Genomic DNA, 24,743 nt, shown 5'->3' on the forward strand with positions numbered 1-24,743 from the left:
AACCTCTTGAAGTGATCGGGCAACATTTGCTTGGCGCTATCAGTGCTTGAACATCACGTGGCGCACCACGGTGTAGTCTTCCAGGCCATACATGGACAGGTCCTTGCCGTAGCCGGACAGCTTCACGCCGCCATGGGGCATCTCGCTCACCAGCATGAAATGGGTATTGACCCAGGTGCAGCCGTATTGCAGGCGCGCGGCCAGGCGATGGGCTCGGCCGACATCGGCGGTCCACACCGAAGAGGCCAGGCCGTAGTCGGAGTCATTGGCCCAGGCCAGCGCCTGGGCTTCGTCCTCGAACGACGAGACTGTCACCACCGGGCCGAAGATCTCCCGGCACACCACCTCGTCATCCTGGCGGGCGCCGGCCAGGACCGTCGGTTCGAAGAAGAACCCGCTACCTGCGGCGCGCTTGCCACCAGTGACGACCTCGATATGAGGCACTTCCCGGGCACGCTTGACGAAGCCTTCGACGCGACCCAGGTGCTCTTCGGTGATCAATGGCCCCATCTCGGTCGAGGGATCATCCTGCAGCCCGCACTTGATGCTGGCCACGGCCTCACCGAGCTTGCGCACGAACTCGGGGTAGACCGACTTCTGCACATACAGGCGGCAGGCGGCGGTACAGTCCTGGCCTGCGTTGTAGAAGCCAAAGGCACGAATGCCTTCGACGGCCGCGTCGATATCGGCATCGTCGAAGATCAGCACGGGGGCCTTGCCACCCAATTCCATGTGCATGCGTTTGACGCTGTCGGCGGTGCCCTCGATGATCCGGCTGCCGGTACGTACGGAGCCGGTCAGCGACACCATGCGCACCTTGGCATGGCTGGTCAGCGGCTCACCGACCGTGGCCCCCCGACCATGGACGATGTTGACCACGCCGGCAGGGAAGATCTCGGCCAGCAGTTCGCCGAGTTTCAAAGTGGTCATCGGCGTGTGCTCCGAGGGTTTCAGCACCACGGTGTTGCCGCCGGCCAAGGCCGGGCCGAGTTTCCAGGCCGCCATCAGCAAGGGATAGTTCCACGGCGCGATGGAGGCGACCACGCCGACCGCATCGCGACGAATCATCGAGGTGTGCCCCGGGATGTACTCGCCCCCGGCCGAACCTTGCAGGCAGCGCACGGCGCCGGCGAAGAAGCGGAACACGTCCGACACCGCCGGCAGCTCGTCCTGCAGCACGGCGGTGTAAGGCTTGCCGCAGTTGTCGGCTTCCAGGCGCGCGAACTCCGGTGCCTGGGCATCGATGCTGTCGGCGAGCTTGAGCAGCAGGGCTGCGCGGTCCTTGGGCGGGGTTTGCGACCAGGCTTCGAAGGCCGCATCGGCGCTGTGCACCGCGGCATCGACCTGGGCTTGGCTGGCCTCGTTGGTTTGCACCAGGACGCTGCCCAGGGAGGGGTTGTACACGGCCAGCTCGTCGCCTTCGCCGGCTACCAGGGCACCATTGATCAGAAGTTTGCTTTGCATGTCGATTCTCGCCATTTAACGGCGCGGCCAAAGGCCAGCCTTGTGATTGTCGTCAGAGCACTCGATTGGAACGGCGTCGCTACACCAATGCCTCAGGTACCGGGCTGCGGAAGAAGCTGGTGCGGCAGGCGAGGTAGATCAACCCCAGGCCAAGCCAGCAACTGCCCATGATCAGCGCGTCTTTATCCAGGCTGATCAGCATCCACCCGGCCGTGACCAAGCCGATGAGCGGGAACAGCACGCCCCGCAGCAGGCCGGCGCCATCCTTGACCCGGGCATCGAAGGTGAGCCGCAATGCACACAGATTGACGGCGGTGAAAGCGACAAACGCGCCGAAGTTGACCAGCGACGTCGCGGTGGCGATCGTCAAGGCAAAACCCGCCGTGCCGAAAACGCCGCAGAGCAGGATGTTGAAGGCCGGGGTCTTGAAGCGCGGATGCAGGACACCGAACACCTTGCGCGGCAGCTGGTTGTCCCGGCCGAGGGCATAGAGCAGCCGTCCCACGCTGGCCTGGAACGACATGCCCGCGGCAAAGTGGGCGATGATGATCCCCGCCAGCACCACGGCGAAGAACACATCGCCGCCGATCATCCGGGCGATCTCGAAGGCGGCTCCGTCCACCTGCTCGAAGCTGGGGGAGGGATGGGCCAGGTACATGAAGTACGAGGAGCCCACGTACACCGAGCCGCCGATCAACGCGACCAGCAGGATGGCGCGTGGCAGCGTCCGGCCCGGCTCTCGGGTCTCCTCGCTCAGCGTGGACAGCGCGTCGAAGCCCAGGAACGAGTAGGCGGCAATGGCGGCGCCGGCCATGCTGGTGGCGAAGGGCACGTCCTGATTGAAGAACGGCTTGGCCGACAGCAGCCCGCCAGGGCCGTTCGCCGCCACGATGTAGTGCATGCACAGGCCCAGGAACACGACGATGATCGCCAGTTGCGCCGCCATCAACAGCACGTTGAAGCGGTTGGCGACCTGGATGCCAAGGACATTGAGCAGTGAAGTGGAAACGATGAAGCCGCTGATCCACACCCACTGCGGGACCTCTGGAAAGGCCATGTTGAGGTAGCTGGCACCGAGCAGCCAGATCAGCATCGGGATGAAGAAGTAATCGAGCAGGGCGGCCCAGCCCACCATGAACCCGAGATTGGCATTGAGCATCTTGCGGGTGTAGGTATAGGCCGAACCGGCTACCGGGAATACCCTGACCAGCCGCCCGTAGCTCAACGCGGTGAACACCACCCCGGTCGCCGCGATCAGGTAGGCCATCGCCGTGGTGTTGCCGCTGGCCTGGGTGATCACGCCGTAGGTGCCGAAGACGATCAGCGGGGCAAGGAACGCCAGGCCGAACAGCAGCACCGAGAACGGCCCCAAGGTGCGCCTCAACGAGGCGCTGGAGGTTGAATGACTCATGACGCAGCCCTCCTACGCGACGAAGTGGTAAGCGGTGGTGATGATGTCGTGATAAGCCTCGACGGACATCGCCTTGGCATTGCTGGCGTCCGAGAAGTTCTGCTTGGATTTTTCGGCGATGGCCTGGAAGTCCTCCTCGCGCACGCCCTTGACCTCGGCGAAGGAGGGGATGCCCAGGTCCTTGCTCATCTGGAACAGATGATCCACGGCGGCCTCGGCGGCGGCGGCCGGCGCCAGCGTCGGGTCGATCCCCAGGGCGTAGGCCACCTGGGCGTGGCGCAGGATGTCGGCATCGCGGTTGTGGCCAAAGACGAAGGGCAGGAAGATCGCGTTGCCGACGCCGTGCGGGGTGTCGTACATGCCGCCAATTGACTCGGAGATGCAGTGCACGCTGCCGACGTCAGCGTTGCCGAATGCCATGCCGGCGATCAGGCTGGCCACCAACATCTGCTCGCGCGCCTCTTGATTGTCTGGCTCCAGTACGACCGCCTTGAGGTGCTGGCTGATCAGGCGGATGGCATGCAATGCCAGGCCATCACTGATCGGGTTCGAAACGCGGCAGGTGTACGCCTCGATGGCATGGGTCAGGGCATCCATGCCGGTGGCGGCGGCAATCGACGCGGGCAGGGTGTCGAGGATACGGGAGTCGAGCAGCGCCAACACGGGGCCGACGCGGTAATCATGGACGCTCATCTTGAAATGGCGGGCAGTGTCGGTGATCACCGAGAAGCACGTCACTTCGCTGCCGGTACCTGCGGTGGTCGGGATGGCGATGATCGGCGGTATGGCGTGCTTGAGGGTGAACGACCCTTCGTAGTCCTCGATCCGCCCGTCGTGGGTAAGCAGCAGGCTGATGGCCTTGGCCGCGTCCATCGCGCTGCCGCCACCCACCGCCAGCAGGCCGTCGATGCCTTTGCCCCGATATTGCTGCGCCGTCCGGTTGATGTCTTCGCTGCGTGGATTGGCCTTGATGTCCGCGACTTCTTCGTAAGCAATTTCTGCCCTGTCCAGGCTGGCATAGATGCTGTCCAGCAGCCCCGCAGCCTTGACCCCGGCATCAGTCACGATCAGCACCCGCGCCAGGCCAAGGCCCTGGAGATGTTCACCGGTGCGCTCGCGCAGGCCAGGTTCCATCACGATCTTGCTGGGGAGTAAGAATTTGAATTCCATACGTACCTCTTGCTCAATTGTTGTCATTGTCGAAAGGGCAGTGGAGGAGCACCCGCGCCTGGTCGCGGTCGGCCGCTCAGGCGTGTGATGTGTGGCCTGGCGCTTTGGCGCAAGCCGGTATGTTGTTGTTTTGGGTGGTGTTGCAACGTGTCGCTAAAGGCCTCCAGCGGAATAAAAAGAGGGGCGGCCAAGCTGCACGCCCCTAAAGAAAATTGTTGTTAACGCAAGTGCCCCGTCAGCAGGGACAGCAGCGTGGTGGACAGGCAAGCCGGAAAGTCATGCCCCATCCCGGGCAGCAACACCAGGCTGGAGCCACGGATCGCCGCCGCCGTGGCGTAGCCACCGCTGGTGGCGACCATGAGGTCTTTTTCCCCATGGATGACCAAGGTGCGGCAACGAATCCGCTGCAGCTCCTCGGTACGGTCGGCGGAGTTGATGATTGCGCCGATCTGCCTGGCGGTACCGAGGTTGCTCGCCTCGCCACCGCCTCGCTCCCAGGCCAGCTGGGCATACTCACGCAAGGCCGGCTCGTTCCACTCGAGGGTGGAGCCGATCACGCGCATGATGTCCACGTAGTCGCGAACGCTTTCCTTCTCGCTGCGCGGCGGGCGGCGCAGCAACTGCAGAAGGGCCTTGAGCGCCGGCTGGCCGACGCGCAGGGAACCCGTGGTGGAAAAGATCGATGTGAGGGTCCTGACCCGCTGCGGATAACGTGCCGCGAGGGTCTGCGCGATCATGCCGCCCATCGACATTCCCACGACATGCGCTGTTTGCAGCTGCAAGCCGTCCATCAAGCCGATGACGTCGTTGGCCATGTCGGCCAGGTCATAGCCGGCGGTGCGCTTGCGCAGGAATTGCTGCAGGGTCGTGGGGGGCGTCACGTCGGTGAAGAACGACCTGCCCGAGTCACGGTTGTCCAGCGTGATGACCTGCAGCCCTTGCTCGACCAGCCCGGCGATCAGCGCTTGCGGCCAGTAGGTAAGCTGCAGCCCGAGGCCGACGATGAGCAGGACCGCCGGGGCACCCTCGACACCGTAGCTGCGATAGCAGAGCTTGCCTTTGCCCGGTAGCTCGCAGAAGCGATCACGGCTCATCGGCGGCTACCTGGCTGTTGCAGTTCGACGCCGGCATGCACCGGCACGTTCGGTACGCTGCTGAAGCTGAGGCACTTTTCCGCCACTGTGCCGCGGCGCAGCAGTTTGATATCGCGGAAGTAGTCCATCGACATCACCCAGGGCTCACACGGCCCCTGCCGCGGCACGCTGTCGAGCGCGCGCTGCACATAGCCGGCACCAAAGTCCAGCAGAGGGCGGGTTTCGATCCCGGCCGGCGCCTTTGGCTCGCAGACGTTGTAGCCTTCGCGCGCCATGAAACCGAGCAGGCGGCAGAAGTGGTCGCACAGCAGGCAGACCTTCAAGGTCCAGGACGAGTTGGTGTAGCCCACCGCGAAAGCGAAGTTGGGCACGCCGGAGAGCATCATGCCTTTGTAGGCCAGGGTCTCGTTGAGCACCACCGGCTTGCCGTCCTTGTGCAGGGTGATGCCACCGAACATTTGTACGTTGAGCCCGGTGGCCGTGACGATGATGTCGGCCTCCAGCGTCCTGCCCGATTTGAGCAATACGCCGGACTCGGTGAAGCGCTCGATATGGTCGGTGACGATGTCGGCCTTGCCGGTACTGATGGCTTTGAACAGGTCGCCCTCGGGCACCGAGCACAGACGCTGGTCCCACGGGTTGTAGGGTGGGTTGAAGTGCACGTCGACCGGGTAGTCCTTCGGCAACTCCTTGCGGGTCAGCCACAGCAGCAGTTTTTTCGAGAGCTTGGGGAAACGCTGGCAGAAGCCCCAGAACGCCAAGGTGATCTTGGCGTTCTTGTAGCGCGTCAGGGAATAGGCGGTTTGCGCCGGCAGGACCTTGCGCAGGAACGCGGCAACCCCGTCGGTGGCCGGCTGATTGATGATGTAGGAAGGCGTGCGCTGCAGCATGGTGATGCTGGCGACCTTGTCTGCCATGGCCGGAATCAGCGTTACCGCGGTCGCGCCACTGCCGATGACGACCACGCGCTTGCCCGCATAGTCGAGGTTCTCCGGCCAGTGTTGCGGGTGAACGATCTGGCCCTTGAACTGCTCGGTGCCCTCGAAGCGGGGGGTGAAGCCCTGATCATAGCGATAGTAGCCACCGGCACTGAATAGCCAGCGGCATTCGACCGTACGCACCTGAGCCGTCTGGCCTTCCTCGATGCGCACTGCCCACAGGCCTCTGTCGCTTTGCCAGTTGGCCGAGACGACTTTCTGCTGGTACTGGATGAACGGCTCCAGCTGGTACTCGTCGATGGCTTCGCGCAGGTACTCGAGAATGTCCGCGGCATCCGCCAGGGATTTCGCCTTGGTCCAGGGCTTGAAGTCGAAACCGAAGGTGTAGAGGTCCGAGTCGGAGCGGATGCCGGGATAACGGAACAGGTCCCAGGTGCCGCCCATGCGTTCGCGGGACTCGAGAATTGCGAACGTCCTGTCGGGTTGCTGGCGTCGCAGATAGGCCGCCGCGCCGATGCCAGACACACCGGCTCCAATGATCAAAATGTCGAGCGGCTCAACCGGAAGAGCAGTGTGCGAGGACATGTCGCCTCCTATTCTAGTGTTGTAGAGACTGATCTTTTGACTTGATCATTTGACCATGATGAGGTGGCCGATTGCCCGGTACAAGGTGCAAAATGCACCGCGAAGTCTTTTTTTTGGGATGATTTGAACTTTGAGTGACTGCGAGGGCGCCGGCCAACGCGTGGGGGGAGTCGTTCTGGGAGAAGGGGACTGCTAATGCTGCAAGAAGCCCCTGTGGTTCTATCTATCGGGCCCTATGTATCCAGGATTGCCGCGTCGCACCGGAGCACGGCATCTCTGGATGGCCTCTCAGTAGCTTTCCACCAGCAGCCTGACCGCCTTGCAGGCCGTTTCTGTCTCCGCTTCCAGGCGTTCGGGGTCGCCGTGGGCGGTCCAGGAGAGCAGTAAGCCATCGAAGAGGTTGATCAGTAGCCGACTGACAGTGGTCCGTGCGGCATGGTCCAGCGCATCGCCGGTTGCCTTCTGGATGGCCTGCTGAGTCGCTTCGAGGGAAACGATATAGATCTTGGCTGCCATCTGCGGATCGTTACGCAGGTTCCAGAAGAAGAGCTCGAATTGTGTGATGGCCCGTTCGGGGTGCGCGATGAACCACTTGACCAGTTGGCGCAGCATATCTCCCACCGAGTCGGCGGGGAGGGCGTCTGCCGGCGCCTGCAGCGATTGCTGTGGCATGTTGATCAAAGACTCGTAGACCGAATAGAACAACTCCTCCTTGGTGTGAAAAACATAATGCAGCGATGCCAGCGGTGAATCCGCAGCTGCCGCGATGCGCCGCGTCGTGGCGTTGGCTATGCCATGTTCCGCGATCACCTTGATGGTCGCTTCAATGAAATCCTGTCTGCGTTCTTCTGCGCCTATCCGAGCCATTCAGCGTTCTCCCTTGTCGGCATTGCGCCAACCGCCGGTGCCGGCGTCGGCGGTGACGAATGCTATCGCAAAGTCATTGCCTGTTCCATGAGATGGGTGGATGGAGCCGTTTGTGTCCGCACCTTGGCGGCCGGTATGTGGTCATTGCCAGTAACGAATGCCGAGCGCTGGATTTCACTGAGGTCGAGGCGGCCGCGGGAGGGTTACAAAAAACCTAGATCAAATGACTTGATCAAATGAATATATTAAATAATCATGGCAACGCCGAGCAGGTGATCAAGGGCTTCGGTAGTGGCGCAAGAGGTGACTGTGCTGGCGGCTCCGGTGAGACGACGCCGTTGCCCGGGCTCGCTGGACAGAACAATGACAAAACCGGACAGGTAGAAGGCAGATGGATACACGAAAACTCTCGACGGTCAGTGGTGACTCGTCGGTTGAACAGGTGGTGGAAATCATCCGGCGTGACGGCGGGGTCATCATTTCCGATTTCGTCTCGCCAGAGACGCTCAAGTGCCTCGCCGAGGAGCTGGACACCTACTTGAATGTCACGCCCTGCGGAGAAGACCCCTATTTCGCCGGTACGCAGACGCGCCGTGTCGGTCGCATCATCGGTCGAAGCGACATCGCGGTGGAGGTTGCACTAAACCCATTGTTCATCGGCGCGGCCAGGCAGATTCTTCAGACACCAACCCATGTATGGGTGGGCAGCGACCGCATCGAAATGGCGCCTGACATTCAACTCAGCATTACCCAGGCCATTCAAATCGGGCCAGGCCAAGGCCTGCAGCCCTTGCATCGAGACGACGCCACTTCGCTGTGGCGACATCCCCAGTTCGGACGCGAGGCCCGCCTGCAGATGATGCTGGCCATCTCGGATTTCAGCGAAGAAAACGGGGCGACGCGAGTGATTCCGGGTAGTCATCAATGGGATGACGAGCGCATGCCGACCCAGGAAGAAACCATCGCCGCTGAGATGAAGGCAGGCTCTGCGCTGCTGTGGCTGGGCTCGGTCTATCACGGCGGTGGCGCCAATACCACGTCGTCTCCTCGGACTGGCCTGACCATGGCCTACGACTTGGCCATCCTGCGCCTTGAAGAGAATCACTTCCTTTCCATCCCCATTGAACGGATTCGCCAACTTCCTGCAGAAATGCAGCGCCTTCTGGGTTGGAGTGTGAGCTCTACGCTGCTGGGCTGGGTGGAAATCGATGGTCAGATGCGTGACCCGCAGGAGCTCCTGGGCATGCCTGCCTTTTCCGAACCAGGGAAAGACTTCTGAGTGCTTGGGCTTGCACGGCTGGCTGCGTATTGAATTTCTGCCCGACAGGGCGCAACCAAGGAGATAAGACCATGGCGTTTTCAATCGACTCGAAAGTAGGCGAATTGCTGGATAACAACAATACGAGCCAGGTACTTGAAAAGCACGTGCCCGGTATCAGTAAGCATCCGCAAATTGGCATGGCCCGCGGCTTTGCCTTGGTGACAGCGGCGAAATACTCTGGCGGATTGATTTCGCCAGAAGTGCTAAAGGAAATTGATAGTGACCTGAGGGCCCTGGTCAACTAACGGTTGGCTGACCTGCCCCTATAAATGCAGTTGCTGGAGCAGGTCAGTAACTTAGCCAGCATTTTCCAGGTGGCCCATGGTGTCCATTGACCTACGGAACTCTGTCGAATGACAATATGGTGTCGCCCTCCAGATTAAGAGGTTGTTTTCGTGCAACTGATAGAAGTGGGCATCCTGGTCTCATGTGTACTGCTAATTATCTGCGGTCTGTTCTATGGGGTGGCATTTTTCGGGAGAGGAAACTATCTAATCGGTGGAGAGTTTTTGATTGTAGGAATATCGGCGACAAATTTCGCGGTCTTTATCGTTACCGGTTGGCAGGCTAATTATAACGTCGCCATGTTTCTTGATGCCTTTTCTCGAGGTGTTGGGATTCCTGTGATTGCAACGCTCGGTTTGATGTCGGTTACGCATGACTACAAGCCGTCTCCGGTGAGTGACATTTTGCTATTCCTGGCTGGCTTCGTGGTCGCGGCCATTTACTTTATGTCGGCCTCGTTCAAGGCCTTCCTCCCTTATTTTTATGTAGGGATGTGGTTGGTCTACACGACCTACCTGGCCTATTTTGTCTGGCGGCTGTGTCGTGCCGGTGAGCTTCTGCATGCGCTGGCCACCACTTTGAGTGGTGTGGCGGGATTGACGATAGCATTGCGCTATGATTTCTTCCCGATTGCGGGCGATGACACAAAGATGGTTTTCATGACGCTGGCTTTTCTGACGTGGTCGTACTCGATCGTGCAGTCATTCTATGCCTATGGTGCGCTTGAGCGCGCCAGTAAAATCCAACTAAGGCGGCATCTTGCGCGCTTTGAGTAGACCGTGTTTATTCGGCTGTTTCAGTCTATGAAGTTACTCCATGGCGGGCCAGGAGCCTGCCGTTTCAACCGCCTCTAGGGGCGGTTTTTTTTGGCGTAAATTTATGTTTAGGGCGCGCTTGGACATAGGGCTGGTGGCTGCAAGCGGTGCCTTATATGCGCCAGGAATGGGCGTGCACTGGTAACACTTGTTCCTTTATTTCCCATTAAAGGGCAGGTGTTCGTAGCTTATCTAAAGCGTGTTGTGACTAACTGGCTGATTTATATCAACTAATGATGGCGTGAAGAGTTCTGGCATATGCTTTGCTTCATGATCAACCGACATGGTCATATGATCATGTCAGTTGATCAGCTTGCGATAGGTGCCGAATTCCTTGTCAAAGGTTGGGTTGCCGGTGCAGGCCCTTTTCCGAGGAGCCTATTATGAAAAAAGTATCCACAGTGCGTGAACGCGATGTTTCTACCCGCCGAATGTTCAGGCAGTTGCTGATTACCCTTGCTGTATCGGGCGCGATTTGCTCGGTGCAGGCCGCGTCTCAGGGCGCCCAGAAGCTGGGTTCCGAACTGACGCCACTGGGCGGTGAGGTGGCCGCCAATTCAAGCGGGGATATTCCGGCGTGGTCCACGCCGGGGCCACAAGGGGAGGGCTGGAGTTACGGCCAGATGCGCGCCGAGCACTGGAAGTTCAGGAGCGATAAGCCCCTTTACAGCATCGATGCGAGCAACGTGGCGCAGTACGCGAGCAAGCTGTCCCCGGGTCAGCTTGAACTGTTCAAGAAGATTCCGGGCTACCGCATGGAGGTCTATCCGACCCGACGCAGCTGCGGCGTGCCGGACTTCGTGGCGGATAACACACGGCAGAACCTTGGCTTCGCCAAGCTCGACCCTTCAGGGGTTGCCCTCGTAGAGGCTCACGTACCCGGCATCCCGTTCCCTCTGCCCAGCACTGGTGCTGAGGTGATGTGGAACATGAAGATGCGCTATCGCGGCCTTGGTGTAGAAATTCCAAAAAGCATTTCAGGCATCTCGCCGCGCAAGGGCGGGGAGTGGTTACGCCAGTCGTCGGATACCTTCTTCTTCACGCCGTGGGGAAAGAAAGGCAGTGAACTCTTTTCCGCAACTGGCCGTTTGGAAAATGCCACGTTCTCCAGTTATCGGGAGCCAGCGGCGCTGGCTGGGCAGGCAGGGGTGCAGACGGCTGTCGCCGGCGAGCAGGCCACGACGTTCTACTACTTCCCTGGCCAGCGTCGCGTGCGGCGCATGCCGTCGTATTCCTACGACGCGCCGCAGATCGGGTTGGACAACCAGTACAACGTCGATGAGGCGAACGTCTTCTTCGGCACCATGGACCGCTTTGACTGGAAACTGGTCGGTAAACAGGAGCTTTTGGTGCCTTACAACGCCTTCGGTGCCTATGACACCGCCGCCAAGGTGGAGGCGTTCGCCGGCAACGATTCAATCGCGCCGCAGGCGCGCCGCTACGAGTTGCATCGGGTCTGGGTGGTCGAAGCCAATGTGCGCCAGGGCATGCGCCACCAGGCGCCAAAACGCATGTTCTACATCGACGAGGATAGCTGGAACCCGCTGCTGGCTGTCGATTACGACAAGCAAGGACAGATCTGGAAAGTGCGTGAAGGCTTCTCGATCCCCGTGTACGAAACCGGCACTTGCGATGTGCAGGCCCAGGTCCAGTACAACCTGGTCGATGGCCGCTACCTGTTCGACATGACCTCGGTCGGAGCTGGCAAGAACGATATCCGCTGGCTCACCGATGAAGGTAGCAGCCCACGCCTGAAACGCGATTTCTACACCTCCGATAACCTGCGAGCCATCAGCGAACGCTAAAGAACGACGTCAGATCGAGAGCCAGAATGAAAAGAATAATTAGCAAAGCATCAGGCCTTGTCATCGTGTGCACCACCCCACTGGCAATGGGGTTCACCTTCGAAACCGAAACCCTCAATGGTTCGTTCGACTCCACCATCACCGCCGGCATGGGCGTACGTACGGAGTCGCGCGGCTGCAACCTGATCAACCAGGGGGCCACCGGGCACAATGTGCCGTCCGGCTGCCTGGCGCAGAGCTCGGGCGTTGCGGATCAGGGCGACCTGAACTACGACCGCGGCGACATGTTCACCAACTATCTCAAGGGTACCCACGAGCTGTTGCTGAAGATGCCCGAGGACGTCACCTTCATGGCGCGCGGTACCTGGATCCGTGACTTCGCGGCCACCGATACCACTGGCACGCGCTCGTTCAACACCCCTGAAAGCATCGGCAGCAGCGGCCTTGGCAAAGATGCTCGCGACGATCTCGCCTTCAAGGCTCGCCTGCTCGATCTGTGGGTGAGCAAAGGCTTTGACGTGGGCGAGCAGCGTGTCCGGGCGCGCCTGGGTAACCAGGTGATCAACTGGGGCGAGAGCCTGTTCGTGGCTGGGGGTATCAACAATACCAACGCCTACGACTATCAAGCCCTGGCCCGTCCGGGGGTGCAGCTCAAGGAGGCCGTGCTGCCGGCGCCGATGCTCAGTGTCGCCTCCGGACTGGGCTCGGGGGTCAACGTCGAGGCCTACTATCAATTCCGCTGGAACAAGAGCGAGCTGCCGCCGGTGGGCAGCTACTGGTCCACCACCAACGCGCTCGGCGAGGGCAGGGGCGAGTACGGGTTCTCCGAGAACAAAGCCCGGGACAGCGGCCAGTGGGGCCTTTCGCTGCGCTGGCAACCGGAGGACAGCGACGTCAACTATGGCTTCTACGTGATGCGCTACCACGACAAGACGCCGTCGTTGCGCGTGGATATTCTCGACCCGGACACCTTTGCCGCCGCACCCTCCTGGCGCTACCAGGAAGACCGGATGATGTATGGCGTCAGCGCCAACATGCCGATCGGCGACTGGGCCGTCGGTACCGAGCTGTCCTACCGGCCTAAGGATTCGGTGATGCTCAACCCGGTCGTCGACCTGTGTTCGAGCAATGGCGGCAAATGCTGGAAGGACGAGAAGAAGTTCCAGTGGCACCTGACCGGCCTTTACAGCTTCACGCCGTCCAACTCGCCGACGCTGCTGGATTTCACTGGCGCAAGCACTGGTACCTTGCTCACCGAACTTGTGGTCATCAAGTACCCGGGGCTACATGACCAGGTCAACGGCGAGCCGCTCGCCGCCGGCCTCAATGCCTGGCAGCTGGACCCTGCGACCGCGCCGAAGTCGCGTGGCGACAAGACCTCGTCGGGCATCAACCTGGACTTCAGCATGACCTATGACGGCACCTTGCTGCCGGGCTGGCAGGTCACCCCGGGGGTGTTCTACGCACGCTCGCTGAGCGGGCGTACACCGAACCTCACGGCCACCTTTACCAAGGACGCTAGCAGCATGAACTTCTACCTGAATTTCGTGCGCAACCCGGCCAGCTGGCAGGTGTCCCTGAACTACGCCAAGTTCATGGGCGGGGATACCCCTTACGACCAGCTGTATCGTGACCGCGATTATGTCGGCATCGCGATCTCCCGTACCTTGTGAGGCCTCCTGTGAACGGTTCTGTAAAACTGACAGGGATCCAGGCGCGTGGCGTGTTGCCACGCGTCGAGCGGGTCTTGTTCGGACATCGGCGGCTGGTGCTGGCGGGCCTGGCCGTGTTCACCCTGGTCATGGCCTGGTTCGCGGTGCAGTTGCGTATGGACGCCGGCTTCGAAAAACAGTTGCCGGTCGGCCATGAATACATCCAGACCTTCGAGACGTACCGCAACGACCTGATGGGCGCCAATCGCCTGACCATCGTGGTCAAGGCTCGCAAAGGTGATATCTGGAGCGCCCCTGGGCTGAAGCGACTGTATGAGGTGACCCAGGCGATCAGCTTCCTGCCGGGGATCTCGCGCAGCAGCGTGCGCTCGTTGTGGACGCCCAATGCCTTCGTCAACGAGATTACCGAAGAAGGCTTTCGCGCCGATCCGCTGGTGCCGGGCACGGTTTCGCCCGAGCACCTGAACGACCAGGTCATCGCCTCGATCGCCAACTCCACCGCGCAAGGGGGCTTCATCGGCACCCTGGTGTCGCGTGACCAGAGCAGCGCGATGATCACCGCGGAGCTCAACGAGTACGAGGCCGATGGGACGCATCTGGACTATGTCGCGTTCAATCACCGCCTGGAAAAAGAGCTACGCCAGCAGTTCGAAGATGGCGATTTCGAAGTGCAGATCATCGGCTTCGCCAAGCAGATCGGCGACATCGCCGACGGCGCTTCGGCGGTGCTGGAGTTCTGCTTGCTGGCGCTGCTGCTGACCGCGGCGGCGGTGTACTGGTATTGCCATTCACTGCGCTTCACCTTGCTGGCGCTGGTGTGTTCTCTGGCCTCGTTGGTCTGGCAATTCGGCAGTCTGCGCTTGCTGGGCTATGGCCTCGACCCGCTGGCGGTGCTGGTGCCGTTCCTGGTGTTTGCCATCGGGGTGTCCCATGGCGTGCAGCAGATCAACTTCATTGTCCGCGAGATCGCCACCGGCAAGAGCGCCGAAGCGGCGGCACGCTCGAGCTTCACCGGCTTGCTGATCCCGGGAACGCTGGCACTGGTGACTGCACTGGTGTCTTTCGTGACGCTGCTGCTGATCCCGATCCCGATGGTGCGGGAACTGGCGATCACCGCATCGCTCGGAGTGGCCTACAAGATCATCACCAACCTGCTGATGCTGCCTTTGCTGGCGTCCATGCTGCGGGTCGACGACGAGTACGCGGCGGCCCAGGAAATTTCCCGGCAGCGCCGTACCCGCTGGCTGCGTGGCCTGTCGCGGCTGGCCGAGTGGCGCAACGCGCAGTGGGTCCTGGGCGTGGCGCTGGTGATCTTTCTGGTGGCGATCTGGCAAAGCCATGACCGTGTCGTCGGCTCGTTGCAGGCCGGGGCCCCGGAGTTGCGCGAGGATTCGCGCTTCAACCGCGACGCCGTGTCCATCGCCAACAACTATGACATCGGGCTGGATTGGCTCAGCGTGGTGTTCGAAGCCAAACCGGGGGAGGCTGGCGAAGGCGTGCCGGCGACGTGCGAGGATGTCGCTGCGGGCCAGTACCAGGACCGTTTCGTCTGGGCCATGCAGGGCGTGCCTGGCGTGCTGTCGGTAGCGTCGTTCTCCAGCAACCTGCGCCAGTTCAACGAGGGCTACAACGAAGGCAACCCGAAGATGGCCGTGGTGCCCATCGACCCGATGAACTACGCGGCGCTGGCTACCGAGGTGGCGCGCACCCCTGGACTGGTGCGTACCGATTGCAGCATGTCCGCCGTGCACCTGTACCTGGCTGATCACAAGGCCACGACGATCAACCGGGTGGTGGAGGCGGTCAAGGCGTTTCGTAGCGAGTATTCGCAACCGGGCCTGGCGATCCGCCTCGCCTCGGGTAACGCCGGTGTCCTGGCGGCCATCAACGAGGAGGTGGAGAAGAGCGAGACGCCCATGCTGCTGTATGTCTATGCCGCGATCGCGTTGCTGGTATTCGCGGTCTACCGCGACCTGCGCGCGGTGCTGGTGTGCTGCCTGCCGTTGACCATCGGTACATTCATTGGCTACTGGTTCATGAAGGAGCTGCAGATCGGCCTGACCATCGCCACCTTGCCGGTGATGGTGTTGGCCGTGGGCATCGGCGTCGACTACGCCTTCTACATCTACAACCGCCTGCAGTTGCACCTGGCCCATGGCCAGTCGATCACCAAAGCGGTCGAGCACGCGTTGCTCGAAGTGGGCGTGGCCACCATCTTCACCGCGATCACCCTGGCGGTGGGCGTGGCCACCTGGGCGTTCTCCGACCTGAAGTTCCAGGCGGACATGGGCAAGCTGCTGGCCTTCATGTTCATCGTCAACATGGTCATGGCCATGACCGTACTGCCGGCATTCGCGGTCTGGCTGGAGCGGGTATTCCCGCGCAAGCGCCCCGTGCGCATGATCGGCGCGCTGCTGCACTGAGGAGAGAAACATGCGATTCAGGGGTTCATTGATCGCGGCGGTGCTCGCCGCGACATTGCCGTTGCTGTCTGCTCGGGCCGAGCCCTTGCAGACAGTGCCTGCCGTGCAGGCGAGCAATGCCACGCAAGCGACCATGCTGGATGCCGTGTGGGCCGGGGAGCGCGTGGTCGCGGTCGGCGACCACGGCGTGGTCTTGCTGTCGGACGATCAGGGCAAGCGCTTTCGCCAGGCACGTTCGGTACCGGTGTCGACCCAACTGACAGGTGTGTCTTTCGTCGACGCCCAGCGTGGCTGGGCGGTTGGCCATTGGGGGGCGATCCTGGCCACCGCCGACGGTGGCGAGTCGTGGCAAATCCAGCGCTTGTCCAGCGACGTAGATCGACCGCTGTTCGACGTGCATTTCTTCAACGCCCAACAGGGCGTTGCCGTGGGGCTGTGGTCGTTGCTGCTGATCACCGAAGATGGTGGCAAGACCTGGACCGAGCAATCGTTGCCGCCGCCCCCGGGTGCCAGGAAGGCCGATCTCAACCTGATGGGGCTGTTTGCCGGCAGCCACGGCACGCTGTACGCCACCGCCGAGCATGGGCAGCTACTGCACTCCGAGGACCAAGGCAAAAGCTGGGGTTACCTGGATACCGGCTACGCAGGCAGCTTGTGGTCGGGGGCTGTCCTGGATGACGGCAGCCTCTTGCTCGGCGGTCAGCGAGGCACGTTGCTGCAGGGTACAAAGGAAGGGAAGGGATGGCGCAGATTGCCTACCCACGGTAAAGGTTCCGTCACCGCAATGGCGGTAGCGGGTTCCCGAGTGCTGGTGGTCGGGCTGGATGGGCTGATGATGCTGAGCGAGGATGGCGGGCGGCATTTCCAGGAAAAGCAGTCGGCGGATGACTTGTCGCTGACGGCGGTGCTGCTCGATGCACAGGGTACGCCTGTGCTGTTCTCGCGCCGTGGCGTGATGCCGTACCAGAAGTGAGGCGTTAACCGACGAACTGATCATGGCTTGGGTCGCAGAACGACCCAGGCCGAATGCCAATCATCAACCACTTGAGAGAGGGTAGGACGCGGTCGAGCAGTGGGCAGGGCATTACTGACCAAGCAGGCATATCCGGGGGCAGGTGGTCCGTCCCCCGAATCGATCAATCGCGTTACAGCTGCAGATGGTCCGCCAGGTCAGCGTAGTTATGCTGCCACAGGCCTGGGCTGCCCGCAGGATACTGTGAGCGGAAGCCGATGATCTTCTGCACGCGCGCAGAAAGCGTCCTGACCACCTCCAGCGGCACGATCAACGGATAAGCCTCTTCCGGGGTGAGGATCGAAGCCTGCAGTGGAATGGTCAGGCCCCGGCGGAACTCACCGGCGGTCACGTTGGCGCCACCACCATGGACGACCTTGCCGCCGAACAGTACCGCATCGCCTGCGTTCAACACCGCAGGGATGGTCATTTCCGGGGTGCCGACGTTTCCGAAATCATCCCAATCCTGGCTCCCGGGGATGAGACGCGTAGCGCCGTTTTCTTCGGTGAAGTCGGTCAGTGCCAGCATCAGGTTGGCGATGGCCCGCGGCGCATGCTTGTTCATGGCAACGTAGGGGTAGTACTGGGCCATGTCACGGTGCAGCATCTGTGCTTTGTTGCCCGGGCCGATTTCAATCAGTTGCGCGGTGGTCAGCCACCAGTCGCCAGCGTCCGACTGATAGAGCACGCGCCCTAATTCGTGGAACAGGTCGTCATCGAGGATTTCCTCGCGGAAGGTCTTGCTGTGGGTTACCAGGTTGGTCAGCCGTTTGGTCTGTCGGCCATGGAACTCGACGATCAGCTCGTGTTCGTGCTTGGAACCTGCGTCCAAGGCCTTGAGTGGGGCGTCGACCTCCTGGTTGATCCGCTTTACCTGTTCGGGGGTCATGAAGTTGCGGATGATGACCGCGCCGACCTGATCGCTGAGTTGCACGATCTCTTCAGGCGAAGTCGAGCGGGTTACGCTGGGTAGTAGTGGAGGATTCTTTTCGGGGACTGACATGTTGACACTCCGATTCAAAGGCATTGTCGCGCTGGCCGGTTGGCAGGGCGCCCAACCCGAACAAGGGACATGGCGTGGCAGATGCCTTCCTTGTGCTTTTTGCTCAGGCAGTGGCTTCATGCTATGTTTCCACCGACCTGTGGCCAAGGTACAAAAAGCACCATTTTCCCTCATTTTTTTGAGCATTTTGCACTCTCTATGAGCCTTCCTCCCTCCCCTTGGCCACGCCCGTCCGAAGCGGTGCGTGAACTGATCCGCAAAGGCGCCGAACGTGCCCAGGCCCTGCCGCCGGAGTGGGTCGAGCGGCTCAACCAGGCGCTTTTCGCGTCTCCGGAAGACGCAAGGTTGCTGGAGGACCCGGTTATCCTGGCCGCGTGTCGGCGCGCCAATCGAGCAGAGTTGTTGCATTGGGCCAACGCCAACATGCAGCGCCCAGGCGAGCCGGTGGAACCCTATGTATCGGCTGACATGGTGGATACGGCACGGGAGCTCGCCCATCGCGGGCTGTCTGAACTGCTGATGAATGTCGCCAGGTCGACACAGAACACCGCCTGGGAACTATGGATGAAGATGGCGTTCGGCCTGACCCAGGACCCGGCGCTGCTCGAGGAGTTACTGGACGTCTCCTCGCGCTCGATCTCGGAGTTCATCGACAGCAACATGCGAGTGATCACCCGGATCATCCTCGAGGAAAAGCACGCCCAGGCTCATGATGAGCACATCGACAAACGCAGCCTGGTCAGTCGCCTGCTCGACGGCCGCGATGTCGACGCCGAGCAGTTCGCCAGGCGCCTGGGCTACGGCCTTGCGCAGAAGCACCAGGCCTTTCTGGTGTGGAGCGAGACGCCCGAAGCACACATTCGTCCGCTAGAGGACATGGCGCGCGCGCTGGCAAGCCTCACGGGGGCGGGGGCGCCGCTGGTGGTGTTCGCCGGGCCTGCGACCTTATGGGGCTGGAGTGCTGCGACAAGGCCTCTGGACCTCAATGCGCTGCAAGGCGTGGTTCGTCAGTACCCAGGCGTTCGTGCGGCACTGGGCGCCCCTGCGGCGGGGCTCAACGGTTTCCGTCGCTCCCACCTGGAAGCCTTGACCACCCAGGGGCTGATGGGGCGCCTGGCGGGCGCGCCGCCTGTGGCCAGTATCGATCAGGTGAGGATGGTGTCGCTGATGACACAGGACGCCCGGGCGGCCAGGCAGTTTGTCTTGAGTACCTTGGGGCGCCTGGCTTCAGAGCCGGTGGTGCTGCAGTATTCGTTGCGGGCATTCCTGGCCCATGGCTGCAATATCACCCAGACCGCCGAAGTATTGGGTACGCATCGCAATACCTTGCTGCGGCGCCTGGAACGCGCCCAGGACCTGCTGCCCATTCCATTTGCCGACCACCGTATCCAGATCGCCGCGGCGCTTGAGCTGGTGCTGTGGAGCACACCGCTCGAGGAAGGCGAAAAGTAGACCGAGGTCGCTGTTGCATCGACTTGATCCGTGTCTGATCTTCAGACGGTCGATTGCGACAAATTGGTCCAGCGCCTCCTCAGCGCCACTGGCAGGTTCCGGCGTCACCCGCTTCGGCCAAGTCCAGGGCGGTGCTGGCTACGCCTGTCTACGGATGTTGCCAATCTGTCGCAGGCTCAATCCATACTTGTCGGCGAGCAGGCTGCGTGACAGCCCGCTGGCGCTCTCCCGCTGGATCTGCTGGTTGCGCAGCTGGCGCTGGAAGTGGTCGGACTTGGGAATCTCCAGGGCAAGGCCGGCGAAGCGCTGGATCAGCGCGTCCAGCGCTTCTGGCGGCAGCACATCGGCCAATTTGGTGCGTCGGCGATGTTTGGGGATGTACTTCGGGCGCCCGCCAAAGGCATGCGTCAGCCGGTAGGCGCTGTCCAGACCGATGCATTCGATCAGCGCCTGCAGCGAATGAGGCAGTTGGGTGAGGTCGATGTTGCTCAGGTCTGGCATTTCCACGTAATGGTTCCTTCCGTCATTGGGTTTGGCCGACGCCGAGGCTCGGACCGGCTGCGGCGAGGGTTGCCACGGGATGGCCCGCGTGGCGTAGGCGGATTTTCGAACAGCGACGGAAAGGGTCGCTAGGCGCGAAGCGGACCGGGGCTTGTAGTCGTCCTTGTCTGTCATTTGCGGGCAATCGGGTGTCTTGAAGTGGGAAATGCCTTCACCCTTGCGCTACAGGCCCTAAACCATCTAGAGAAAGGGTTCCATGATGGCGAATTGGGTAGCTTACCTAGACATGCAACCACGGGCGTATCTCGATGCGCTCGCCAGGCTGTGACCGAACTGGGAGATTGTCGTGTGAGGATCAGGCAGGAACTGCAGCGAGGGGAAAGCAGCCGAGGTATCATGGCGGCGGCTCCGTTGGAGCCTCATGTCCCCGATGTCGCAAGGAACCTCCGATGACACATGTGCAGCGCCTGAAATATTCGATCCTGATCATCCTGGCGGTGCTGGGGATCATGCTCGGTCTGAGTTACCTGCAGAAGCAGGGCACTATCAGCGAGCAGACATTCCAGTACGTCGCCATCGCCATTGCGGTGGTCGTGGTGGTGATCAACGGGATCCTGCGGCGCAAGGTGAAACCCTGAAGCAGGCGGGCCGGCATATCCTTGCCGGCCATGCGCTCAGCGCGAGGCGGGTTGCTCGAGCACGGCTCGGGCCTGGGGGTTGAGGCTGTAGCATTTGTCACTGCCCAGGCTGATCACGCCTTCGCTGCACAAGCGCTTGAGCACCTCTCGCACGCTCAGGAACGACAGCGGGATGTCCAGTTGCTCCAGTTGCGCATGCACGCCACGCACACCAATGCTGCGGCCACTGCGGCCGGCGGTGTGCAGGGCGTCGATGACCTTAAGGCGGATCAGGCTGGTGCGCAGGCCGTAGGCGCGCAGCAGCTCGCGGATTTGCTCGTTGCCCACGCGTTCTTCCTGGGGGGCGGCGGCCTGACTGGGCGCAGGCTGCGCCGCTAGCGATTGTTGCGGGTTGTACATGTGAATGCTCCTTTTCGTGGACTGTCCCGAAATCATGGGTGCCTCACATCTAAAGACGTTTGAGCTCGACAAAACTGCAACCCCCGGTGAAAAAAATCTGACATGTTCTGTTGAGAACGTTGCAGCACCGCGTTGAACGTAAAATTTTCATCTGGCCATTCGTCTGTTCGGGATGACCCCGATAAGCACGAGGAGTGCCTGTGATCCCTCTTCCCCTGTTTCGCCTGGGCCTTGCCGCCGCCCTGGTCGCTGCCAGCCTGACCCTGCAGGCGCGCGAGGCCGATGGCGAGGCGTCCGCGCAGATCCGTCGCACCAGTTTCGGCGTGCCACACATCCTGGCCAAGGACGAGCGCGGCCTGGGCTACGGCATCGGCTACGCCTACGCCCAGGACAACCTGTGCCTGCTGGCCGGCGAGGTGCTGACGGTCAATGGCGAGCGCTCCCGGTATTTCGGTGCCGACGGCAAGACGGTCGAGCAGCGTGACAACCTCTCCAGTGACCTGTTCTTTACCTGGCTCAACGAACCTGCGGCGGTAGACAGTTTCCTCACGGCGCAGCCGGTGGCGGTGCGTGATCTGCTTGATGGGTATGCCAACGGCTACAACCGTGCCCTGGGTGAACGACGGATCGAGGGGCTACCGGCCGAGTGCGGGGCAGGGGAGTGGCTACGACCGATCACCAGCCGCGATCTGGTCAAGCTGACCCGGCGCTTGCTGGCCGAGGGCGGCGTAGGGCAATTCGTCGAGGCCGTGGTCGCCGCGACGCCTCCCGAGCTGGCGGCGCAACGCCCGGAGGTCGACTACAGCGTGGCCTTGGCGCGACAGGCGCAGTTCGCCGCCGAGCGTGGCAGCAATGCCGTGGCCGTGGGCGCCGAGCGTTCGGCCAATGGCCGTGGGCTGCTGCTGGCCAACCCGCATTTCCCGTGGATTGGCGGGATGCGTTTTTACCAGATGCAGTTGACCATCCCCGGGCAACTGGATGTGATGGGAGCGGCGTTGCCGGGCCTGCCAGTGGTAAATATCGGTTTCAACCGGCAACTGGCCTGGACCCACACGGTCGACACCTCCAAGCACTTCACCCTCTATCGCCTGCAACTGGATCCCAGGGACGCCACCCGCTATCTGTATGACGGCCAGTCGCTGCCGCTGGAGCGCAAGCTGCTCAAGGTCACGGTGAAGGGGGAGGACGGTACGCTCAGCCAGGTCGAACGCACGATTCACCTGTCGAAGTTCGGCCCTGTGGTGCAATGGCCCGGCCGTCTGGATTGGGACAAGCACGCCGCCTACAGTCTGCGCGATGCAAACCTGGACAATACCCGGGTATTGCAGCAGTGGTACCGGATCAACCGTGCCGACAGCCTGCAAGCGCTGAAGGCGTCGGTGGGTGAGCTGCAGGGCATCCCCTGGGTCAATACCTTGGCAGTGGACGCTGCTGGCCAGGCCTTGTACCTCAATCAGTCGGTGGTGCCCTATGTCGACCAGGGGATGCTGGAGCAGTGCAGCAACCCCGCCGCGTCTGGCCCGCTGGTGGTGCTCGACGGCTCGCGCAGTGCCTGTCAATGGAAGGTGGATGCGCAGGCGGCCCAGTCAGGGATCTTCCCGGCCAACCTGCTGCCGAGCCTGGAGCGGCGCGATTATGTACAGCACGCCAACGACTCGGCGTGGATGGTCAACCCGGCCCAGCCGTTGACCGGCTTCTCGCCCCTGGTCAGCCGTGCCGACCAGCCCCTGGGCCTGCGCAGCCGCTTTGCCCTGCAGCGCCTGCAGGGCAAGGGCAAGCTGGGCAGCGCCGAGCTCCAGCACATGGTCTTCGATGACGAGGTGTACCAGGCCAGCCTGCTGATGCCGGACCTGCTGCAATGGTGCAAGGGCGTGGAGGCGGACATTCAGTCGGTATGTGCCAGCCTGCAGGCATGGAACGGCAAAGCCGATCAGGACAGCGGTATCGGCCTGGTTCATTTCATGAACATCGCCGCCACGCTGGCCGAGCATCCGCAAAGCTGGCGCGTGCCGTTCGATCTGGCCGACCCGTTGCACACACCTCGTGGCCTGGCGGTGGAGCAGGCCGCCGTGCGCAAGCTGCTGCACGAGGCGGCGCTGGGCTCGCTTGCGCAGGTGAACGAGGCCGGTATCGCCGCCGACCAGCGGTGGGGGCAGATCCAGCAGGCCGCCGATGGTACGCCGGTGCCCGGCGGGCCGCAGGCCTTGGGCGTCTACAACGCGATGGTCAGTGTGCCGGTAGGGCCGGGCAAGCGCCTGGTGGTCAGTGGTTCGAGCTATCTGCAGGTGGTCAGCTTCACCGAGCAGGGCCCGCAAGCCCAAGGGCTGTTGGCGTTCTCGCTGTCGAGCGAGCGGGCGTCAGCGTATGCCGCCGACCAGACGCGGGCCTTCGCGGCCAAGCAACTGGCGCCGATTCCGTTCACCGAGGCGCAGATCAAGGCTGATCCGCAGTATCAGCAGTATGTGATCAGCGAGCGGGACAAGGGTCAGGTGGTCAGCGCCAAATAGCACCGTCGGTGGCAGCGCGGGGCAAGCCCGCTCCTACGTGAATCGTGGGAGCGGGCTTGCCCCGCGCAGTTTCAGGAGAAGTCGAACGGGGCCAGTTGGAAACCCTGTTCATCCACCTGCAAGGCCCAGCCACGCCGATCCCAGTCGCCCAGCACGATGCGCCGTGCCGGCTGGCCGTCGACCACCAGCTTGTGCAGCGCCGGTCGATGGGTGTGGCCGTGGACCAGGGTACGTACGCCGTGGGCGGCCATCACCTTGGGCACTTCCTCGGGGGTGACATCGACGATTTCGGTGCTCTTCATGCGTGTCTGCGAGCGGCTTTCGCTACGCAGCTTGCGTGCCAGCTTGTGCCGCGTGCCCAGCGGCAGGTGCCGCAGGATCCACAGGCTAAGCGGGTTGCGCAGGTAGCGGCGCAGCTTCATGTAGGCCACGTCGCGGGTACACAGGGTGTCGCCATGCATCAGCAGCACCGCCTCGCCACCGAGCTCGACCACGCTGGGGTCGGCCAGCAGGGTGCAGCCGGCGGCGTCGCAGAACGCCTGGCCAATGAGAAAGTCACGGTTGCCGTGCATCAGGTACACGGCCGTGCCGCTGTCGCTCAACCGGCGCAGAGCCTGGCAGATCGACTGCTGGAAGGGTGTCATGGCATCGTCGCCGATCCAGGCCTCGAAGAAATCGCCGAGGATGTACAGCGCCTTGGCGTGGCGGGCGCGGCCGTCGAGCAGATCAAGAAACGCCCGGGTAATGTCCGGGCGTTCTTCTTGCAGGTGCAGATCGGAGATCAGCAGTATCACTCAATGATCTCGGCTTTCTCGATGATCACGTCGTCTTTCGGCACGTCCTGGTGGCCGGCTTTGGAGCCGGTGGCGACTTTTTCGATGGCGTCGACGATTTCCTGGCCTTCGATCACTTCACCGAACACCGCGTAGCCCCAGCCCTGGACGTTCTTGCCGCTGTGGTTGAGGAAGTCGTTGTCGGAGGCGTTGATGAAGAACTGCGCGGAGGCCGAGTGCGGCTCCATGGTACGGGCCATGGCGATGCTGTACTTGGTGTTCTTCAGGCCGTTGTCGGCTTCGTTCTGGATGCTGGCGCGGGTTTTCTTCTGGCTCATGCCAGCCTCGAAACCACCACCCTGGATCATGAAGCCCTTGATCACGCGGTGGAACACGGTGCCGTCGTAGTGGCCTTCCTTGACGTACTGAACGAAGTTCTCGGTGGTCAGCGGGGCTTTCTCGGCGTTCAGTTGCAGGACGATATCGCCGTGGTTGGTGCTCAGTTTGACTTTGGACATGCTGAAATTCGCTCTTTCAAGGCATTCGGGAAATAGGGTGCGCGCTGCGCTCGGACAACCTGACGCAGGATCAGGCAGCCGCGGCACAG

21 protein-coding genes are annotated in these 24,743 nt (G+C 61.9%); 10 read left to right on the forward strand and 11 right to left on the reverse strand.

Annotation, left to right across the window (positions count from 1 at the left end):
- Positions 1-39: 39 nt before the first annotated feature.
- The 6 genes from BMY03_RS12195 to BMY03_RS12220 all read right to left on the reverse strand — a co-directional run bounded on the left by BMY03_RS12195 (position 40) and on the right by BMY03_RS12220 (position 7,529).
- The gene (locus BMY03_RS12195; RefSeq protein ID WP_094011198.1) at positions 40-1,464 is read right to left on the reverse strand and encodes a gamma-aminobutyraldehyde dehydrogenase; all 1,425 of its coding nucleotides are present in this window, start codon (positions 1,462-1,464) and stop codon (positions 40-42) included.
- Positions 1,465-1,543: 79 nt separating this feature from the next.
- On the reverse strand, positions 1,544-2,875 hold the full coding sequence (locus tag BMY03_RS12200; protein ID WP_023631752.1) for an APC family permease: 1,332 nt from the start codon (positions 2,873-2,875) through the stop codon (positions 1,544-1,546).
- A 12-nt stretch (positions 2,876-2,887) separates the two neighbouring features.
- Positions 2,888-4,045, reverse strand: coding sequence for an iron-containing alcohol dehydrogenase (locus BMY03_RS12205; protein ID WP_094011199.1), 1,158 nt, complete (start codon positions 4,043-4,045; stop codon positions 2,888-2,890).
- 218 nt (positions 4,046-4,263) lie between these two features.
- Complete coding sequence (locus BMY03_RS12210) at positions 4,264-5,139, reverse strand: alpha/beta fold hydrolase (RefSeq protein WP_023628927.1); 876 nt, start codon at positions 5,137-5,139, stop codon at positions 4,264-4,266.
- On the reverse strand, positions 5,136-6,662 hold the full coding sequence (locus BMY03_RS12215) for a flavin-containing monooxygenase (RefSeq protein WP_023628926.1): 1,527 nt from the start codon (positions 6,660-6,662) through the stop codon (positions 5,136-5,138). The genes BMY03_RS12210 and BMY03_RS12215 overlap by 4 nt, the downstream gene beginning before the upstream one ends.
- A gap of 288 nt (positions 6,663-6,950) precedes the next feature.
- Positions 6,951-7,529 carry a TetR/AcrR family transcriptional regulator gene (locus BMY03_RS12220; RefSeq protein ID WP_023628925.1) on the reverse strand — a complete coding sequence of 193 codons (579 nt, stop codon included), beginning with the start codon at positions 7,527-7,529 and terminating at the stop codon, positions 6,951-6,953.
- A 391-nt stretch (positions 7,530-7,920) separates the two neighbouring features.
- Here BMY03_RS12220 and BMY03_RS12225 point away from each other — a divergent pair, with 391 nt between their 5' ends.
- The 7 genes from BMY03_RS12225 to BMY03_RS12255 all read left to right on the forward strand — a co-directional run bounded on the left by BMY03_RS12225 (position 7,921) and on the right by BMY03_RS12255 (position 16,824).
- Positions 7,921-8,808 carry a phytanoyl-CoA dioxygenase family protein gene (locus tag BMY03_RS12225; protein ID WP_023628924.1) on the forward strand — a complete coding sequence of 296 codons (888 nt, stop codon included), beginning with the start codon at positions 7,921-7,923 and terminating at the stop codon, positions 8,806-8,808.
- A 71-nt stretch (positions 8,809-8,879) separates the two neighbouring features.
- Entirely contained in the window at positions 8,880-9,095 is a 216-nt protein-coding gene (locus BMY03_RS12230) for a hypothetical protein (protein ID WP_023628923.1), read from the forward strand.
- A gap of 165 nt (positions 9,096-9,260) precedes the next feature.
- Positions 9,261-9,911, forward strand: coding sequence for a hypothetical protein (locus tag BMY03_RS12235; RefSeq protein WP_094011255.1), 651 nt, complete (start codon positions 9,261-9,263; stop codon positions 9,909-9,911).
- A 422-nt stretch (positions 9,912-10,333) separates the two neighbouring features.
- Positions 10,334-11,755: a DUF1329 domain-containing protein gene (locus BMY03_RS12240; protein WP_094011200.1), complete on the forward strand. Its 1,422-nt coding sequence runs from the start codon at positions 10,334-10,336 to the stop codon at positions 11,753-11,755.
- Positions 11,756-11,781: 26 nt separating this feature from the next.
- On the forward strand, positions 11,782-13,428 hold the full coding sequence (locus BMY03_RS12245; protein ID WP_312025792.1) for a DUF1302 domain-containing protein: 1,647 nt from the start codon (positions 11,782-11,784) through the stop codon (positions 13,426-13,428).
- Between the two features lie 8 nt (positions 13,429-13,436).
- On the forward strand, positions 13,437-15,851 hold the full coding sequence (locus BMY03_RS12250) for an efflux RND transporter permease subunit (protein WP_094011202.1): 2,415 nt from the start codon (positions 13,437-13,439) through the stop codon (positions 15,849-15,851).
- 10 nt (positions 15,852-15,861) lie between these two features.
- Positions 15,862-16,824: a WD40/YVTN/BNR-like repeat-containing protein gene (locus tag BMY03_RS12255; RefSeq protein WP_094011203.1), complete on the forward strand. Its 963-nt coding sequence runs from the start codon at positions 15,862-15,864 to the stop codon at positions 16,822-16,824.
- Positions 16,825-16,996: 172 nt separating this feature from the next.
- Here BMY03_RS12255 and BMY03_RS12260 read toward each other — a convergent pair whose 3' ends face one another.
- Complete coding sequence (locus tag BMY03_RS12260; RefSeq protein WP_031314477.1) at positions 16,997-17,866, reverse strand: phytanoyl-CoA dioxygenase family protein; 870 nt, start codon at positions 17,864-17,866, stop codon at positions 16,997-16,999.
- A gap of 198 nt (positions 17,867-18,064) precedes the next feature.
- Between BMY03_RS12260 and BMY03_RS12265 the strand changes: the two genes are divergently transcribed.
- Complete coding sequence (locus tag BMY03_RS12265) at positions 18,065-19,318, forward strand: PucR family transcriptional regulator (RefSeq protein WP_094011204.1); 1,254 nt, start codon at positions 18,065-18,067, stop codon at positions 19,316-19,318.
- Between the two features lie 138 nt (positions 19,319-19,456).
- Here BMY03_RS12265 and BMY03_RS12270 read toward each other — a convergent pair whose 3' ends face one another.
- Complete coding sequence (locus tag BMY03_RS12270; RefSeq protein WP_038705996.1) at positions 19,457-19,825, reverse strand: Mor transcription activator family protein; 369 nt, start codon at positions 19,823-19,825, stop codon at positions 19,457-19,459.
- Positions 19,826-20,268: 443 nt separating this feature from the next.
- On the opposite strand from BMY03_RS12270, the gene BMY03_RS12275 reads away from it, so the two are divergent.
- Positions 20,269-20,457, forward strand: coding sequence for a hypothetical protein (locus tag BMY03_RS12275; RefSeq protein ID WP_094011205.1), 189 nt, complete (start codon positions 20,269-20,271; stop codon positions 20,455-20,457).
- A 36-nt stretch (positions 20,458-20,493) separates the two neighbouring features.
- On the opposite strand, the gene BMY03_RS12280 is transcribed toward BMY03_RS12275, so the two are convergent.
- The gene (locus BMY03_RS12280) at positions 20,494-20,856 is read right to left on the reverse strand and encodes a fe2+ zn2+ uptake regulation protein (protein ID WP_038705997.1); all 363 of its coding nucleotides are present in this window, start codon (positions 20,854-20,856) and stop codon (positions 20,494-20,496) included.
- A 200-nt stretch (positions 20,857-21,056) separates the two neighbouring features.
- On the opposite strand from BMY03_RS12280, the gene pvdQ reads away from it, so the two are divergent.
- Positions 21,057-23,363, forward strand: coding sequence for a bifunctional acylase PvdQ (gene pvdQ / locus BMY03_RS12285; RefSeq protein WP_371041461.1), 2,307 nt, complete (start codon positions 21,057-21,059; stop codon positions 23,361-23,363).
- A gap of 71 nt (positions 23,364-23,434) precedes the next feature.
- Here pvdQ and BMY03_RS12290 read toward each other — a convergent pair whose 3' ends face one another.
- Both BMY03_RS12290 and BMY03_RS12295 read right to left on the reverse strand, forming a co-directional pair.
- Positions 23,435-24,157 (reverse strand): UDP-2,3-diacylglucosamine diphosphatase, encoded by a 723-nt coding sequence (locus BMY03_RS12290; protein WP_094011206.1) that lies wholly within the window; start codon positions 24,155-24,157, stop codon positions 23,435-23,437.
- On the reverse strand, positions 24,154-24,654 hold the full coding sequence (locus BMY03_RS12295; protein WP_023630093.1) for a peptidylprolyl isomerase: 501 nt from the start codon (positions 24,652-24,654) through the stop codon (positions 24,154-24,156). Before BMY03_RS12295 ends, BMY03_RS12290 begins: the two co-directional genes overlap by 4 nt.
- Positions 24,655-24,743: the final 89 nt, after the last annotated feature.

Source organism: Pseudomonas soli, from assembly GCF_900110655.1.
Taxonomy (GTDB): Bacteria; Pseudomonadota; Gammaproteobacteria; order Pseudomonadales; family Pseudomonadaceae; genus Aquipseudomonas; species Aquipseudomonas soli.